Annotated in this window: 14 protein-coding genes; 3 read left to right on the forward strand and 11 right to left on the reverse strand. The window is 69.2% G+C overall.

Features of this window, described 5'->3' with window-relative positions; translation table 11 throughout:
• Positions 1-72: 72 nt before the first annotated feature.
• A complete protein-coding gene (locus JL100_RS05235) occupies positions 73-1,134 on the forward strand; it encodes an ABC transporter ATP-binding protein (RefSeq protein WP_202682169.1) in 1,062 nt (353 codons plus the stop codon).
• Positions 1,135-1,141: 7 nt separating this feature from the next.
• Here JL100_RS05235 and JL100_RS05240 read toward each other — a convergent pair whose 3' ends face one another.
• The 10 genes from JL100_RS05240 to JL100_RS05285 form a co-directional block, all read right to left on the reverse strand.
• Positions 1,142-2,803: an ABC transporter permease gene (locus JL100_RS05240; protein ID WP_228421079.1), complete on the reverse strand. Its 1,662-nt coding sequence runs from the start codon at positions 2,801-2,803 to the stop codon at positions 1,142-1,144.
• A gap of 59 nt (positions 2,804-2,862) precedes the next feature.
• Positions 2,863-3,855 carry an ABC transporter substrate-binding protein gene (locus JL100_RS05245; RefSeq protein WP_202682167.1) on the reverse strand — a complete coding sequence of 331 codons (993 nt, stop codon included), beginning with the start codon at positions 3,853-3,855 and terminating at the stop codon, positions 2,863-2,865.
• Positions 3,856-3,984: 129 nt separating this feature from the next.
• Complete coding sequence (locus JL100_RS05250; RefSeq protein WP_202682166.1) at positions 3,985-4,308, reverse strand: hypothetical protein; 324 nt, start codon at positions 4,306-4,308, stop codon at positions 3,985-3,987.
• Positions 4,309-4,485: 177 nt separating this feature from the next.
• Complete coding sequence (locus JL100_RS05255) at positions 4,486-4,863, reverse strand: c-type cytochrome (protein ID WP_202682165.1); 378 nt, start codon at positions 4,861-4,863, stop codon at positions 4,486-4,488.
• A gap of 93 nt (positions 4,864-4,956) precedes the next feature.
• Positions 4,957-5,751 carry an FAD binding domain-containing protein gene (locus tag JL100_RS05260; RefSeq protein WP_202682164.1) on the reverse strand — a complete coding sequence of 265 codons (795 nt, stop codon included), beginning with the start codon at positions 5,749-5,751 and terminating at the stop codon, positions 4,957-4,959.
• Positions 5,752-5,774: 23 nt separating this feature from the next.
• Positions 5,775-8,183, reverse strand: coding sequence for a xanthine dehydrogenase family protein molybdopterin-binding subunit (locus JL100_RS05265; RefSeq protein WP_202682163.1), 2,409 nt, complete (start codon positions 8,181-8,183; stop codon positions 5,775-5,777).
• 16 nt (positions 8,184-8,199) lie between these two features.
• Positions 8,200-8,694 carry a (2Fe-2S)-binding protein gene (locus JL100_RS05270; RefSeq protein ID WP_202682162.1) on the reverse strand — a complete coding sequence of 165 codons (495 nt, stop codon included), beginning with the start codon at positions 8,692-8,694 and terminating at the stop codon, positions 8,200-8,202.
• Between the two features lie 80 nt (positions 8,695-8,774).
• Positions 8,775-9,467 (reverse strand): SRPBCC family protein, encoded by a 693-nt coding sequence (locus JL100_RS05275; RefSeq protein ID WP_228421080.1) that lies wholly within the window; start codon positions 9,465-9,467, stop codon positions 8,775-8,777.
• Positions 9,468-9,584: 117 nt separating this feature from the next.
• Positions 9,585-10,931 (reverse strand): cytochrome P450, encoded by a 1,347-nt coding sequence (locus JL100_RS05280; RefSeq protein WP_202682161.1) that lies wholly within the window; start codon positions 10,929-10,931, stop codon positions 9,585-9,587.
• A gap of 122 nt (positions 10,932-11,053) precedes the next feature.
• Entirely contained in the window at positions 11,054-11,275 is a 222-nt protein-coding gene (locus JL100_RS05285; RefSeq protein ID WP_202682160.1) for a DUF1127 domain-containing protein, read from the reverse strand.
• 313 nt (positions 11,276-11,588) lie between these two features.
• Here JL100_RS05285 and nosP point away from each other — a divergent pair, with 313 nt between their 5' ends.
• Together nosP and JL100_RS05295 are read left to right on the forward strand one after the other, a co-directional pair.
• Positions 11,589-12,935, forward strand: coding sequence for a nitric oxide-sensing protein NosP (gene nosP, locus JL100_RS05290; RefSeq protein ID WP_228421081.1), 1,347 nt, complete (start codon positions 11,589-11,591; stop codon positions 12,933-12,935).
• Positions 12,923-15,586 (forward strand): NahK/ErcS family hybrid sensor histidine kinase/response regulator, encoded by a 2,664-nt coding sequence (locus JL100_RS05295; RefSeq protein WP_228421082.1) that lies wholly within the window; start codon positions 12,923-12,925, stop codon positions 15,584-15,586. Before nosP ends, JL100_RS05295 begins: the two co-directional genes overlap by 13 nt.
• Before the next feature lie 319 nt (positions 15,587-15,905).
• On the opposite strand, the gene JL100_RS05300 is transcribed toward JL100_RS05295, so the two are convergent.
• Entirely contained in the window at positions 15,906-16,160 is a 255-nt protein-coding gene (locus tag JL100_RS05300) for a hypothetical protein (RefSeq protein WP_202682159.1), read from the reverse strand.
• Between the last annotated feature and the right edge of the window lie 65 nt (positions 16,161-16,225).

Here is a 16,225-nt window from a genome sequence, read left to right on the forward strand (position 1 = left end):
TTCACGGCACCGACCCGCCGGCCGCGCTATGTCCCGCGTCGTCTATCCTCAAGCGGCAAGGGGTGAGCCTGGGTGGCGGGTCTGGTCCTCGACGGAGTAACGAAGCGTTTCGGGCAGGCGGTTGCGGTCGATGCGGTCGACCTCGCCGTCGCCAACGGAGAGTTCCTGGCCGTGCTCGGTCCCTCCGGGTGCGGCAAGACCACGCTCCTCAGGCTGATCGCCGGTTTCGAGCGGGTCGACGGCGGATCGATCGCGATCGGCGACCGCCCGGTGTCGTCGCAGCACCTCCACGTCCCGGCCGAACAGCGCCGGGTCGGCATCGTCTTCCAAAGCTACGCCCTGTGGCCGCACATGACCGTCGCGGGCAATGTCGGCTACCCGCTGACGGTCGCCGGGATCCGGGGGCAAGCCTACGAGGGCCGCGTCGCGGCGGCGCTCGACCTCGTCGGCCTCGGCGGGTACGGGGCGCGCCGTCCGGCGGAGCTCAGCGGCGGCCAGCGCCAGCGGGTGGCGCTGGCGCGCTGCCTGGTGATGGAGCCCTCGCTCGTCCTGCTGGACGAGCCGCTGGCGAACCTGGACGTCCATCTCCGCGCCTCCATGGAGGACGAGTTCGCCGCCTTCCACGCCAAGACCGGCGCCACCATGGTCTACATCACCCATGACCAGTCCGAGGCGATGGCGCTCGCCGACCGGATCGCGGTGATGGACGGCGGAAGGCTCGCCCAGGTGGCGCCGCCGCGCAGCCTCTATGCCGAACCCGCGACCCCGATGGTCGCCGGCTTCATCGGCAAGGGCGCCGTGGTCGAGGTGACAGTGCTGGAAATCGCCGAAGACGCCCGCGCGCTGGTCCGCATCGGCGATGCCACGGCCCGGCTCCGCTGCCGTCCGGGGACCGCCACCGGGCCGGCGCTGGCCTGCCTGCGTCCGGAAGGGCTCGTCCCGGGCGGGGAGGGGCTCGCGGCGACCGTCCGGCGGGCGACCTACAAGGGCGGAGCGACCTCCCTCGACGTCGTGCCCGATGCCCTGCCGGGCGCGAGCCTGCCCCTGCTGGTCGGCGACGGGCCGGTGCCGGAACCGGGAACGCCGTTGCGGGTCTCGGTCCGGGACGGCTGGGTGATCCCGGCGGCGCGATGATCCTCGCTCACGCCTGCCAGGGCAGGACGCCCGGCGGCAGGCGACGGGCCAGCAGCGACGCCGCCAGCATGATCGCCAGGATGGCGGCCACCGCGATCACCGAGACGGCGGCCGCGAGCACCGTGCTGCCGCTCTCCTCCAGCGAATAGACCACCACGCCCAGCGTCTCCGCCCCCGAGGACCACAGCAGGATCGAGACCGTCAGCTCGTTGAACGAGGTCAGGAACACCAGGATGCCCCCCGCCGCCGCCACCGGGGCCGCCATCGGCACGATCACGGTCCGCAGGCGGTGGACCAGCCCGGCGCCGCACATCTGCGCCGCTTCCTCCAGCGCCGGGTCCAGCGTGTGGAAGCCGGCGATCACCGGCCGGAGCGCCAGGGACAGGAAACGGGCCAGATAGGCCACCAGGATGATCCACACCGTGCCGTACAGCGTCAGGTCGAGCAGCGGCAGCGGCCGGATGAACACCAGGATCGTCGCGATGGCGAGCACCACGCCGGGCAGGGCATAGGGCAGTTCCGCCAGCAGGTTCAGCACCCGGAGCACCCGGTTCCGGCGCCAGACCACGAAGTATCCCAGCGGGACGGCGACGCAGATCAGCAGCGCCGAGGCTCCGGCCGCCAGCAGGAAGGAGTTGCGGAACGCCCTGCCTGTGGCGTCGTGGACCAGCAGCACATGCAGATAGTTCTCCAGGGTCACGGACGTGGCGTCCAGCGGCGCCCCGTACACGCGCACCAGGGACGTGGTGACCAGCGCCACCAGCGGCACCACCACGATCATCAGGATCACCAGCCAGCAGGCGGCCTCGACCGCCGGGCGCACGGCGCCGAGCCGGTAGTCGAGCTGCCGGGCCGAAGCGCCGGCGGTGCGGAAGTCGCGCCGGCCCAGAAGCCAGCCCTGGAGCGCCACCCCGGCGAAGGCGATCAGGCCGACAAGCACCGACAGCACCGCGACGTCGGACAGGACCGCCGGTCCGAACCCGGCCAACCTCTGGTAGATCAGCGTCGGCAGCACCGTGATCCCCGCCGGGATGCCCAGAAGGGCAGGGATGCCGAAATTCCCGACCGAGGAAACGAAGGCCAGCGCCGTCCCCGCGACCAGCGACGGCGCCGCCAGCGGCAGCACCACCGTCATCAGCACCCGCCAGCGGCCGGCCCCCGCCGCCTGGGCGGCTTCCACCAGTTCGCGCGGGATCGCCCGCAGCCCGGCGCGCAGGGCCAGGAACACCAGCGCCGACTGCTCGATGCCCATCAGCAGGACGATGCCGCCCCCGCTGTAGAGCGGGTTCGGCGTGCCGGGCGGCGGCGCCGCGCCCAGGGTCTTCAGAAGGGCGCTCGACGGGCCGAACAGGTGTATCCAGGACAGCGCCGTGATCTGCGGCGGGATCATCAGCGGCAGCATGAAGCAGAACACCAGCGCCGGCTTCCGGCGCAGGTCGGTCAGCCCGACCAGCAGCGCGAAGGTGCCGCCCAGCGCTACCGCCAGCCCGGTCGCTCCCAGGCTGAGGGTCAGGCTGTTGCCGGTCGCCCTCCAGGTCGCGGGCGACGACAGCACGCGGGCGAGGACGTCGGCCGCCTCGCCTTTGCCCGGGGACAGCGCCTCCGCGATCAGGCGGGCCATGGGCAGCACCGACACGACGCCGACCAGGAGCGTCAGCACCGCCAGCATCACCGCATCCGGCCGCAGCATCCTGCGGCCGGGCAACTCTTGACCGGATAGGAGGGCCATCAGCCGCCGAACAGGTCGGCGAAAGCCATCTTGTTGGCCTGGTCCTCGGCCAGCGCCTTGGCGCTGTCGAGCGGCAGCACCTTGATCTCGCTCAGCCGGGGGAAGCCCTTGGGCGGCGCCACGTCGGGGTGCGCCGGCAGGAAGCCCTGGGACGATGCCAGTTCCTGGCCCTCGCGCGAGAGCAGGAAGGAGACGAATTCCTGCGCCGCCTCCGGGTTGCGGGCGGTGGACAGGATCGCCACCGGCTCCGACACGGCCGTGACCCCGTCGGTGGGGAAGACGAACTCGACCGGCGCGCCCTTCAGGTTTTCCCGGATCGGCAGATAATCGATCAGGATTCCATACAGCTTCTCGCCGCCGGCCACGGCCGTCATCACGCCGCCGTTGCCCCGGACCGCGACCGCGCCGTTGGCTTGAAGCTTCTCGAAATAGTCCATGCCCAGGCCGGGCACGTCCTTCAGCGTCGCCATGTGGATCGCCGCGGCGCCGGAATAGAGCGGGCTCGGCATGCTGACGAGGTTCTTGGCCTCGGGCTTCAGCAGGTCGGCCCAGGAGGTCGGCTTCATCTTGGCGTTCTTGTTGTAGGCGATGCCGGTGGTGATCAGCTTGGTGCCGAAATAGGTCAGGCCGGGGTCGTACAGGCCCGCCTGGTAGTCGCCCACCGGCGCCTTCTCGAACCGGGCCAGCCGGTTGTCCTGCTTCAGGCTTTCCATGGTGACCGCGTCGGCGATCAGCAACACGTCCGGCTGCGGCGACCCGGCCTGGAACTCGGCGCGCAGTCGGTTCATCAGGTCGGTGGTGCCGCTGCGGGTCCACTCGACCTCGACGCCGGGGTGCAGCTTCTTGAACTCGTCCACCGTCTGCTGGGCGTCCGCCTCGAGCTGGGAGGTGTACAGCACCAGCTTGCCGGAAGCGGCGGAGGCCGCCGGCGCCCACAATGCGGCGGCGACCGCGCCAAGCAGACCGGCCGCGGCGCCGAGATACGTCTTCATGCCCTGTCTCCAACCTTCGTCTTGATTGATTTGGAAAGGTTTGAGACGGGACCATGGCCCAGATGGATGACGCCGCGGCGTCGATTTCGTGAAGGATCGGTTACAGCACCGCTACTCGGACAAGCATCCTCAGGGCGTCGGGATGTGCTGCATCGCTTGGCGTGCCCACAGGTTTTCCGCCTCGTCCAGCAGGTTCGCCGCGTCGTGCAGCAGGCTGTGGGTACGGAGGATGTCGGCTTCATGCCGCATGATCAACTGGTCGACGCGCTCGGCCAGATCCGCGCCGGGCGTCGCCATCGAGACGCGCAGGCCGTGCAGCCGGACGAAGCCGCGGGCGATCCGGTCGCTTTCGGCCTTGAGCAGATCCAGCCGGTCGCGCAGGTCTCCCAGCCTGTCGCGATGGAGCGACTGCGCTTCGGGCTCGGGTTCCAGGGTGAAGGTATCGGGTGCCATGATGCCGGTCTCGCGGAAAAAGCGGGGCGGAGAGAACGGCGATACCTTGCCAGTTATGGTTAAAATCAATCTTAAGGCGTGAAGCGGATGCCTGTGACAATATTAGGTCATGGGCCTGAACGAGTCCGGGCGCCGCTTCCCTCACAGGGGGAACGGCGCCCGGATCGAGGGGAAGCCTTATTTGGCGGCCTCGTTAAGGTAGGCGATCAGGTTCTTCAGATCGTCTTCCTTCTTGATGCCGGCGAAGGCCATCTTGTTGCCGGCGATGAAGCCCTTGGGATCGGCCAGGTACTTGGCGAGGTTCTCATCGTTCCAGGTGAGGTTGGCGCTCTTCATCGCCGGGGAGTAGGCGAAGCCCTCCACGGTGCCCGACTGGCGGCCCATCAGGCCGTGCAGGGACGGGCCGACGCCCTTCTTGCCCGCCTCGAGGCTGTGGCAGGCCTTGCAGGCCCGGAAGACCTTCTCGCCCGCGGCGGCGTCCTGGGCCGACGCGGCGGACACACCCGCCATCAGGGCGAGGCCGGCCGCCAGGCCGAACAACACTTGCTTCTTCATTCCGTGATTCCTCGTGGATTATGACCAGCTTCGGCCGGCACTCTGGAGAGTGCCGGCAATCTACACGAATGATCCATAAATCCGACCGGCCAATCAGCCGCAGGCCGCCACCGCCCGCTTGGCCATGACCTTGACCAGGCTCGCCCTGTACTCGGCGCTGGCATGGATGTCGGCGTTCAGCCCGTCGGCATCCACGGTCAAGGCGTCCAGCGCCGCCGGGTCCAGGCCGCCGGCCAGGGCCTGCTCGGCCTCGGTCCAGCGGTACACGGACGGGGCGGCGCCGGTGACCGCCACCCGGACGCTGCCGCCGGTCTCGGCGACGAACACGCCGACGGTGGCGTAGCGGCTGGCCGGGTTGGGGAACTTGACGTAGGCCGCCTTGCCCGGCTTCGGGAAGGCCACCGCCGTCACGATCTCGTTCGGCTCCAGCGCGGTCTCGAACATGCCGGTGAAGAAATCCTCCGCCGCGATCTTCCGCGTCGTGGTGTGAACGGTGGCGCCCAGCCCGACCAGGGCCGCGGGATAGTCGGCGGAGGGATCGTTGTTGCAGATCGACCCGCCGAGGGTGCCGCGGTTGCGCACCTGGGCGTCGCCGATCCCCTCCGCCAGCTTCGCCAGCGCCGGGATCAGACGTTGGACCACGGCGCTGGCCGCCACCTCGGCGTGCGGCGTGGTGGCGCCGATCACCAGGGCGTCGCCGTCCTCCCGGATGCCGCGCAGATCCGCCACGGCGCCCAGGTCGACCACGTCGCTCGGTTGGGCCAGACGCTGCTTCAGCGTCGGGATCAGGGTTTGGCCGCCCGCCAGGATCTTGGCGTCCTCGTTGCCGGAAGCGAGCTGGGCGGCTTCGGCCAGCGTCGTCGGGCGATGATACTCGAATGCGTACATGGCTCTTTTCCTTCCCGATCGCTTTATTCGGCCGCCAGCGGCACGGAAGCGCCCTGGATGGCGCGCCAGACCCGCTCCGGCGTCGCCGGCATGTCGATATGCCCGATGCCCAGGTCCGCCAGCGCGTCCACCACGGCGTTCATGACCGTGGCGCTGCCGCCGATCGCTCCCGCCTCGCCGCAGCCCTTGACCCCGAGGGGATTGTGGGTGCAGGGCGCCTCCTCGTGGTACTGCACGGTGAAGCTCGGCACGTCGTCCGCCCGCGGCATGCAGTAATCCATGTAGGAGCCGGTCAGAAGCTGACCGGTATCCGGGTCATAGACGCAGTTCTCCAGCAGGGCCTGCCCGATGCCCTGGACGATGCCGCCGTGGACTTGGCCCTCGACCACCATCGGGTTGATCACCCGGCCGAAATCGTCCACCGCCACGAACTTCTCGATCCTGACGACGCCGGTCTCCGGGTCGATCTCGACCTCGGCGATCTGGGTGCCGTTGGGATAGGTGAAGTTCTTCGGGTCGTAGAAGGCCTGCTCGTCCAGCCCGGGCTCCAGCTCGTCGAGCGGGAAGTTGTGCGGGACGTAAGCCGACAGCGCCACGTCGCCGATGCCGAGGCTCCGGTCGGTGCCGGCCACGGTGAAGCGGCCCTGGTCGAAGACGATGTCGGTCTCCGCCGCCTCCAGCATGTGCGCCGCGATCTTCTTCGCCTTGTTCACCACCTTGTCCATCGCCTTGACGATGGCCGAGCCGCCGACCGCCAGCGAGCGCGAGCCGTAGGTGCCCATGCCGAACGGCACCTTGGAGGTGTCGCCGTGGACGATCTCGACATTCTCGATCGGGATGCCGAACCGGTCGGAGACGAGCTGCGCGAAGGTCGTCTCGTGGCTCTGGCCGTGGCTGTGGGAGCCGGTGAAGACGGTCACCGAGCCGGTGGGATGAAACCGCACCTCGCCGGATTCATACAGCCCCGCGCGGGCTCCCAAAGCGCCCGCCACGTTGCTCGGCGCGATGCCGCAGGCCTCGATGTAGCTGGCGAGGCCGAGGCCCCGCAGCTTGCCCCTGGCCTTCGCCTCCGCCTTGCGGGCCGGGAAGCCCTTGTAGTCGATCAGCTCCAGCGCCTGGTCCAGGTTCTTCTCGAACAACCCGCAGTCGTACTGGAGCGCCACCGGCGTGTCGTACGGCATGGCCGACGGCGGGATGAAGTTGCGCCGGCGCAGCTCGGTCTTGTCGATGCCCATCTCGCGGGCCGCGTTCTCGACGATGCGCTCTACCAGATAGCAGGCTTCCGGCCGCCCGGCGCCGCGATAGGCGTCCACCGGCACGGTATGGGTGAACACCGCCTTGACCTCGGCATAGATCGCCGGAGTCGCGTACTGCCCGGCCAGCAGGGTCGCGTACAGGTAGGTCGGGATCGACGGGGCGAAGGTGGAAAGATAAGCCCCCATGTTCGCCAGCGTGTGGACCCGCAGCCCCAGGAACTTGCCGTCCGCGTCCAGCGCCAGCTCGGCGTGGGTGACGTGGTCGCGGCCGTGGGCGTCGGACACGAAGCTCTCCGACCGCTCCGCCACCCACTTGATCGGGCGCCCGATCTTGCGCGACGCCCAGGTGACGATCGCCTCTTCGGCATAGTGGTAGATCTTGGAGCCGAAACCGCCGCCGACATCCGGCGCGATGACCCGCAGCTTGTGCTCGGGGATGCCCAGCACGAAGGCGCCCATCAGCAGGCGGATGACATGAGGGTTCTGGCTGGTGGTCCACAGGGTATAGTCGCCGGTGGCGCGGTCGTACTCGCCGATCGCCGCACGGGGCTCCATCGCGTTGGGCACCAGCCGGTTGTTGATCAGGTCCAGCTTGGTGACATGGGCGGCCTTGGCGAAGGCGGCGTCGGTCGCGGCCTTGTCGCCCAGGTGCCAGTCGTAGCAGATGTTGCCGGCGGCCTGCTCGTGGACCAGCGGGGCGCCGTCCTTGAGCGCCGCGGTCGAGGTGGTGACGGCGGGAAGCTCGTCATAGTCCACCATGATCAGCTCGGCGGCGTCCTTGGCCTGGTCCCGGTTCTCGGCGATGACCACCGCGACCTGGTCGCCGACATGGACGACCCTGTCCAGCACCAGCGGCGGATGCGGCGGCTCGACCATCGGGCTGCCGTCCTTGGAATGGATCAGCCAGCCGCAGGGCAGGCCGTTGACCTTGTCGGCCGCGATGTCCTGCCCGGTGAAGACCGCGACGACGCCCGGCGCCGCCAGCGCGGCCGAGGTGTCGATGCCCTTGATCCGCGCGTGGGCATAGGGCGAGCGCAGGATATAGGCGTGGGTCTGGTTCGGCCGGTTGATGTCGTCGGTATAGGTGCCCTGGCCGGTCAGGAAGCGGAAGTCCTCGCGGCGCCTGACGGAGGCGCCGATGCCGGTGACGTTGCCGGTGGCGGGAGAGTTCGACATGGTTGCTGCCCCTTCCTCATTCCGCCGCCCGGGGAACGTCGGCGCGCATCGCCTCCGCCCCCGCCAGCACGGCCTTGACGATGTTGTGGTATCCGGTGCAGCGGCAGATGTTGCCCTCCAGCCCCTCGCGGACGGTCTTCTCGTCCAGCTGCCCGTGGGTCTGCGCCAGGTCCACGGCGCTCATCACCATGCCGGGCGTGCAGTAGCCGCACTGAAGGCCGTGATGCTCGCGGAACGCCGCCTGCATCGGGTGAAGCGTGCCGTCGGCCGCCGCCAGGCCTTCGATGGTGGTGACCTCGGTGCCCTCGGCCTGGACCGCCAGCATGGTGCAGCTCTTGACCGAGCGGCCGTCCACATGGACGACGCAGGCGCCGCACTGGCTGGTGTCGCAGCCGACATGGGTACCGGTCAGTCCGAGATGCTCGCGCAGCAGCTGCACCAGCAGCGTGCGCCCCTCTACCTCGCGCGTCACGGGCTTGCCGTTGACGCTCAGTGTTACCTTAGTGGGCATTTCTGAGCCTTTCCTCGCTAGGATTTTTTATTGCCAAGGCTTTTTATTGATTGGGACTCGGACGAACCGGACCGGGCCGGTCAACTGCCGGCGATCGTATAGAGAATGACGGTGAAGGCGATCACGGCAAGGGCCACCATTCCGACCAGGCGGAGATCGACCGGTTCTTCCCCGGTTGCCCGGGACTTCGCCGCCGGAACGGCCGCCGTGAAGGCGGCGATGGCGGCCGGCTGGGCAGCCATCTGGCCGCTTGGAACCGCGGCCGGGGCCGGCGGGGGAGGCGACTCGGGCCGCTCCCCGGGAGCCGCGTCCGGCTCTCCGGCGTCCTGCGGCCCTCCCACCACCTCGCTGAACTTGGCGAAGAAATCGTCGGCCATCTTGCGCGCCGTCCCGTCGATCAGCCGGGAGCCGATCTGGGCCAGCTTGCCGCCGACCTGGGCGTGGGCGGTGTATTCCAGGACCGTGGCGCCGTCACCGTCCGGGATCAGCTTGACGGCGGCACCGCCCTTGCCGAACCCGGCGGCCCCGCCGGTCCCCTCGCCGCTGATCGTGTAGCCGTTGGGCGGGTCGATGTCGCTGAGCGTGACCTTCCCGGCGAACTTGGCCTTCACCGGCCCCACCTTGGCGGTGACCTTGGCCGTCATCTCGGTGTCGGACTGCTTCTCGATCTCTTCGCAGCCGGGGATGCATTGCTTCAGGATGGCCGGATCGTTCAGCGCGGCCCAGACCTCTTCGCGCGGCGCCGTGACCCGGTAGCTGCCGGACATGTCCATGGAGTGGTTCCTCCCGGTCCCGATTTTTCTTGGATACAGACTAATTGTCGCAGGAGAGTGCGACACATTAGACTTTCGATCAAGAGCTTGGCGACCGGGGGGCCGGGAGGGAACCGATCAGCCCCCCAGGTCGAAACGCAGGGTGTAATTGTCCAGCGTTCCGGGCAGCCGCGCGCCGGGATCGATCCTCCCCGGCTCCTTCAGGCGGACCCGGCGGCCGTCCAGCAGGGCCGCCAGCATCGCGCCGCCGAGCATGGGAACCAGGTCGCGGGCGGGACAGATCGCCGGACCGCCGCTGAAGGGGATCAGCGGCCAGCCGCCCTGACGCACGCCGTCCATCCACAGGTCGGGGGTGAAACGGTCGGCGTAGGGCAGGTTCTCGTCGTCGCGGTGGAAGAATGGGGCGAAGATGAACACGCTCGTGTTCTTCGGCATGGTGCCGGTGTCCCACTGCGTCTCGCGGGTGGTTTCCCGCAGCACGGCCGGCGTGGTCGGCCAAAGCCGCAGCGACTCGAGGATGCAGGCGCGCAGGAACGGCAGGTCCCGCCGCCCCTCGGTTCCTGCATCCCCGATCTCCCGCCGCGCCCGGTCGGCCTGGTCGGGATGGGAGGCCAGCAGCGCCAGCGCCCTGAAGGTCGCCATGCCTCCGGGATCGAAGGCGAAGAACCAGTGCGCCACCTGATGGGCCGGGGCGGTGTCCGCCGTCCGCGGCGTGGCGGCGATGACCGCGGCCAGGCTGCCCGGCTCGGCCCGCGCCAGATGCCCCTCCAGCCGCTCGTAGAAGCGGTCGCGCAGGCCTTTTCGCTGGGGCCGCAGGAAAGCCCAGTTGCCCGCCGCGCGCAGCCGGGCCAGCATGTCGGTCAGTTCCTCGTCGTCCCGCGCCGCGTCGCCCAGCACCACCCGCCGGACCATGTTGTGCCATGACGCGGTGAAGTCGTCCCAGGCCAGCTCGCCGCGGGAGCGCGCCGTCTTCAGCAGACCCTCCGCCTCCTCCCCGACCACCGCGACGAACCGCTCGCCCATCCGGTGGACCGGACAGCCGCTGTCAAGCACCTGCTCGTTGAACCGGCGGCGGTCGGCCCGCTTCGGCCCGCGGGAGATCAGCGAGGCATGCGGCTCCAGGTGGGCGAGCGCCGCCCGCTTCTCCGCGCTGGCAGGGGAGAAAGGCTCCGGCGCGTTGTCGAGCACGGTATGCACGTCCTCCGGCGACAGGATGATCGCCTGGTGGCGGCCCGGGATGGCCAGCATCAGCGGCCCCGGCCCATATTTGGCCCGCAGCCGCTGCATGCGCCGGACCGCCCGCCCGTCCAGCCCCAGCCGCTCCGCCAGCCCGACCACCTTCGGCCTCCGGATGATGACTCCCTTGGAGATCGTCGGGAGGACGATTTCCGCGACGGCGGCCAAGGTATCCCGAAGGCTTGCCCTCGGCAGCGGGCCCGGCTTGGCGGCGATATCGGCGGACATGGATTCCCTTCGTGCTGTACCCTGCTTTCCCAATCCTTCCTTATGCCTTGGGGCGGGTTATCGTTCCTTGGGCACGCCGGGAAATCCGTCCGCTTGTGCAGCCGGTCGTCACCCCGGCCTCCTCACCGGCGCCCGCTTCTCACGGCCCCGTGGATCCGCTGCCGTTCTATGCCGAGGTCGCGCAGCATCGCGTCGTCCATGGCCGAGAGGTGCTGTTCCAATCGGCGGTTGGCCCGCTCCCGGGTCAGGCGGCGGAAGGCGGCGCCCATCTTCTGGAACAGGAAAGCCAGGAACCGTCCGGCGTGGCCGGCTGCCGGCACCAGGGTCTGCTGCTGGGTGAACATACGATTCCCTCCGGTTTTACTGATCGGTCATTATCCATGAGCCGGCGGATCATGGAGGGCGAGGAACCCGGCGACTGTGAACCTGCTTACACACCCCCGTATTTTCCCTGCGAATTTTCTCCATTTCCTTGCCGTCGTTCCGGCTCGGGTCCGCCGCTTAGACTTTGGTCTAACGCCGCACCCGGGGCAGCACCCTTGGCAGAACCGTTTCCCGGGAGGTAATTTTATGCCAGCACGGGCGGCGCAGGCGGGGAGATCCGTTGGATCGCTCCCGCCGACCGTCCGCAGCCAGGGGAAAGGCGGAGAAATTCAAATGGCCAAGGGGCCTCGCACCGGCCGCGTCGGCGGTCGGACTTCGCGCGTGCCGGCTCGCAAGCACCTGGACGACCTGGTGAAGGCGGCTCCTCTGCCGCCTCCCGCCGAGGCGGAGCCCCCGGTGCCGGTCCAGGCGGCGGGCGCCGTGGGCCGGGCCGCGATCGATGCCCGGTCCCCGCGCCTGCGCCGGGGCATGAGCCACGCCCTCGACCCCCGCCAGGCCGCCCGCGACCTGTACGAGGCCGTCGCCCAGCCCGACATGGCTTTCGTCCTGGTGTTCTGCTCTCCCCAGTACGACCTGGAAGCGCTCGGTCCCGCGCTGGCCGAGCTGTTCGACGACACCCTGGTGATCGGCTGCACCACGGCGGGCGAGATCACGCCGGTCGGCTACATGACCGGGTCGATCACCGGGGTCAGCTTCCCGGGCAGCGACTTCTCCGCCGTGGCCGAGCGGATCGACGACCTGGAAGGGTTCGAGATCGCCCATGCTCACGCCCTGGTCCGCAGCCTGTCGGCCCGCCGGGACGCCGCCCTCGACGCCGCCGCCCTCGACGCCACCCTTGACGACCGCGAGCCCGTCGCCGGCAAGAGCTTCGCCCTCCTGCTGATCGACGGGCTGTCCGTGCGGGAGGAGCTGGTGGTCAGCTCGATCTACTCGGCGCTCGGCGACATCCCGCTGTTCGGCGGCTCGGCCGGGGACGACCTCCGGTTCACCCGAACCTGGATTCTCCACGACGGCGAATTCCGCAGCAACGCCGCCGTCCTGGTGCTGGTCGACACAGTGCGCCGCTTCACCGTCTTCCGCACCGAGCATTTCGTCAGCTCCGACCGCAAGATGGTGGTGACCGAGGCCGATCCCGCCCGCCGCATCGTGACGGAGATCAATGCCGAGCCGGCCGGGCGGGAGTATGCCCGGATGGTCGGGCTGGAGGGCGAGCCGCTGACCCCGATGATCTTCGCCGCATATCCCGTCGTGGTGCGGGTCGGCGGCGAATACCATGTGCGGTCGATCCAGAAGGTCAATGACGACGAGAGCCTCACCTTCTTCTGCGCCATCGACGAGGGCATCGTGCTGACCGTCGCGGAGGGCGTGGACCTCGTCCAGAACCTGGAGAGCCTGTTCAGCCGGCTCCACGAGGATGTCGGCGAGCCGGAGCTGATCCTGGGCTGCGACTGCATCCTGCGCAGCCTGGAGATGGAGCAGAAGCAGATCAAGCACCTGGTTTCCAAGGTGCTCGCCCGCAACAACGTGATCGGGTTCTGCACCTACGGAGAGCAGTTCAACGCGATGCATGTCAACCAGACCTTCACCGGCGTCGCCATAGGTGCGCGATGCGAGTCCTGACCCTTGCATCCCCGGCCCCCGAGCCGGGCCAGACGCCGGAACAGCAGCGCATCGCCGAGCTGGAACGCGAGAACCGGAAGCTTCACCGCATCAACAAGGTCCTGATGGACCGGGTCGAGCGCAGCATGGACTTCCAGGGCAGCGCCTTCTCGCTGTTCCAGACCGCCATCGTGCTGGAGACCAAGGTCCGCGAGCGGACGCTGGAGCTGGAGCGGACGCTGCGCGAGCTGGAGCGCTCCAACCGCGACCTCGCCCGCGCCAAGGAGATGGCGGAGACGGTGCAGGCCCGGCTGGCCGAGGCGATCGAGTCGGTCAACGAGGGCTTCGCCCTGTTCGACGGCGACGACCGGCTGGTCATGTGCAATAGCAAGTACCTGGCCTTCTGGCCGGCCTTCGACGACCGGATCCGGCCCGGCATCACCTTCGACGAGATCGCCCGGCTGGCGGTCGAGACCCGGTCGGTGCAGGACGTCCGGGACGGCGGCCAGGGCTGGTTCCACCAGCGCATGGTCCAGCACCGCAACCCCCAGGGACCCTATGTCCACGCGCTGGCCGACGGCCGCTGGATGCAGGTCAACGAGCGGCGCACCCGCGACGGCGGCGTGGTCGGCGTCTATACCGACATCACCGACCTGAAGCGCGACGAGACCCGCCGGCGGGAGCAGGAGCTGGCGGAGAAGACGGTGCTTCTCCAGGCCACCCTGGACAACATCGCCCAGGGCGTCGCGGTCTATGACAAGGACCTGAAGCTGGTCGCCTGGAACGACAATTTCGCCCATCTGCTCGACCTGCCGCCCGACGTGGTGCGGCACGGCGCCACTTACCAGGACTTCGTCCGGCACAATACCCGCCTCGGCTGGGCGGGGCTCAGCGGCATGGCGATGTCCTACCAGGACCTGGCGGAACGGCCCCTGGCGCTGGAGGAGGAGTGGCAGGGCAGGGTGCTCGACATCCGGCGCACGGTCATGCCCGGTGGCGGCTTCGTCAACACCTACACCGACATCACCGCGCGCAAGCGGAACGAGGAGGCGCTGCGCGACAGCGAGCGGCGCATCCGCACCATCACCGACGCGATGCCGGCCCTGATCGCCTATGTGGACAGCGAGCAGCGCTTCCGCTTCGTCAACAAGCCCTACGAGGACTGGTTCAACCGCCCGCGGGAGGAGATCGACGGCCAGCCCATGTGGGTGGCGCTGGGCCGCCAGCATTACGAGCAGCGCCGGCCCAACGTGCTGGCGGCGCTCGCCGGGCAGGAAGTCACCTTCGAGATGGAACTTCCGGCCGAGAACGGCGCCGTCCGCTACGCGCTGGCCACATACATCCCCCATTTCGGCGAGAACGGCGAGGTGCTGGGCTATTTCGCCCTGATCCAGGACATCACCGAGCGCCGCATGGTCGCCGAGGCGCTGAAGGAATCGAAGGAAAGCCTGGAGCGCCGCGTGGACGAGCGCACCGCCGCCCTGATGGCGCTGAACGGCAAGCTCCACCAGGAGATCGCCGAGCGCAAGCAGATCGAGGAGGCGCTGCGGGTCGCCAAGGCCGACGCCGAGCAGGCCAACCTGTCCAAGACCAAGTTCCTGGCCGCCGCCAGCCACGACCTGCTGCAACCCCTCAACGCCGCCCGCCTGTTCGTCTCGGCGCTGAGCGACCTGGAGCAGACGCCCCAGAACGCCTCGCTGATCGACAATACCGACGTGGCCCTGGCGGCGGTCGAGGACCTGCTGGGAGCCCTGCTCGACATCAGCAAGCTGGACGCCGGCGTCGTCCAGGCGGAGCCCGGCGCCTTCCCGATCGAATCCCTGCTGGGCGCCATGGCGACCGAGTACGCGGCCCAGGCGAAGGAACGGAACCTGGAGTTCCGCGTCGTGTCGAGCAGCGCCGTCGTCCACAGCGACATCCGTCTGCTCCGCCGCATCCTCCAGAACTTCCTCAGCAACGCCATGCGCTACACCCGCACCGGCCGCGTGCTGCTGGGTTGCCGACAGGCCGCGGGCCGCCTGCGCATAGAGGTGTGGGACACGGGTCCCGGCATCCCCGAGGACAAGCTGGCCGAGATCTTCGAGGAGTTCCGCCGCCTGGGCAACGACCAGAACGCCCGCGACCGAGGCATGGGCCTGGGGCTCGCGATCGTCGAGCGCGTCGCCCGCATGCTCGACCACCGCGTCGGCGTCCGCTCGGTTCCCGGCCGGGGATCGGTCTTCTCCGTGATCGTGCCGTTCGGCGAGCGCGGCCGCACCGCTCGCCCGCCCCAGCCGGCCCCCGCCGCCGTCGCGAACCGGCTCGCCGGCTCCCTGGTGCTGGTGATCGACAACGAGCGCAGCATCCTGTCCGGCATGACGGCCCTGCTGGAGGGCTGGCGCTGCACGGTCGTGACCGCCACGACGGGGTGCGAGGCCATCGGCATCCTGGACGGGATGGAACGCGCCCCCGACATCGCCATCGCCGACTACCACCTGGAAGACGGCGCCACCGGCGTCGCCGAACTCCAGCGCGTCGCCCGCCACTGCGGCGCCCCCATTCCCAGCCTGATCATCACCGCCAACCGCCTGCCCGAGGTCCAGGAGGAAGTCAACGCCAGCGGCTTCCAGCTCCTCAACAAGCCGGTGAAGCCGGCACAGCTGCGCTCCCTGATGACAAGCATGCTGAGCTGAGGGGGGAGGCGGAACCCTCCCGGACCGGCCGCCAAGCCGGCCCCGCCGGGACGGGATACTGCACGAGGCGCCCGTATGCCCGGCCGGATCAGGCACCGCTCCGCCCGGTTCGCGGTGGGCCGGCCTCGGCCGAGGGCCGACGCCGACATCGCGGCCGGAGCAGGTTACGGGCTGGTCACTCGGTCCCGTCGTCCGGCATCATTCCCGTCCGCAAATACTCGTATGTCCGCCACCGCTCGTCATGCGGCATCCGGGCGCGGCGCAGCGTTTCGGCTTCGACGAACGACATGCGGCGGCGGAACCGGCGGGGATCGTCGGACTATTCGGGCGGATCGCCCAGTTTCCAGCGGCGGGCCAGGTGCTCGCCGACGGCACCGACATAGGCGTCGATGATATCGGCGCCGACGAACTCGGGAGCCTCCTTGATGCGGGCGCGGCGGCTGGACGGCTCGCGGTCCAGGTAGAATTCGTCCAGGAATTCGCCGAGCGCCACGCCGAACTTCTGCTGCCCGGCGTTATAGCGTCGGATCGCCTCGGCCAGCGTTCCAGGTCGGAGCTTCAGGTTCGCCGGCACTTCCATATCCGCGGACCATATCATCGATCTTGGCGGCGATCCGCGCATTGATTCCAGGAACTGCA

The sequence above is a fragment of the Skermanella mucosa genome (genome assembly GCF_016765655.2).
Classification (GTDB): Bacteria; Pseudomonadota; Alphaproteobacteria; order Azospirillales; family Azospirillaceae; genus Skermanella; species Skermanella mucosa.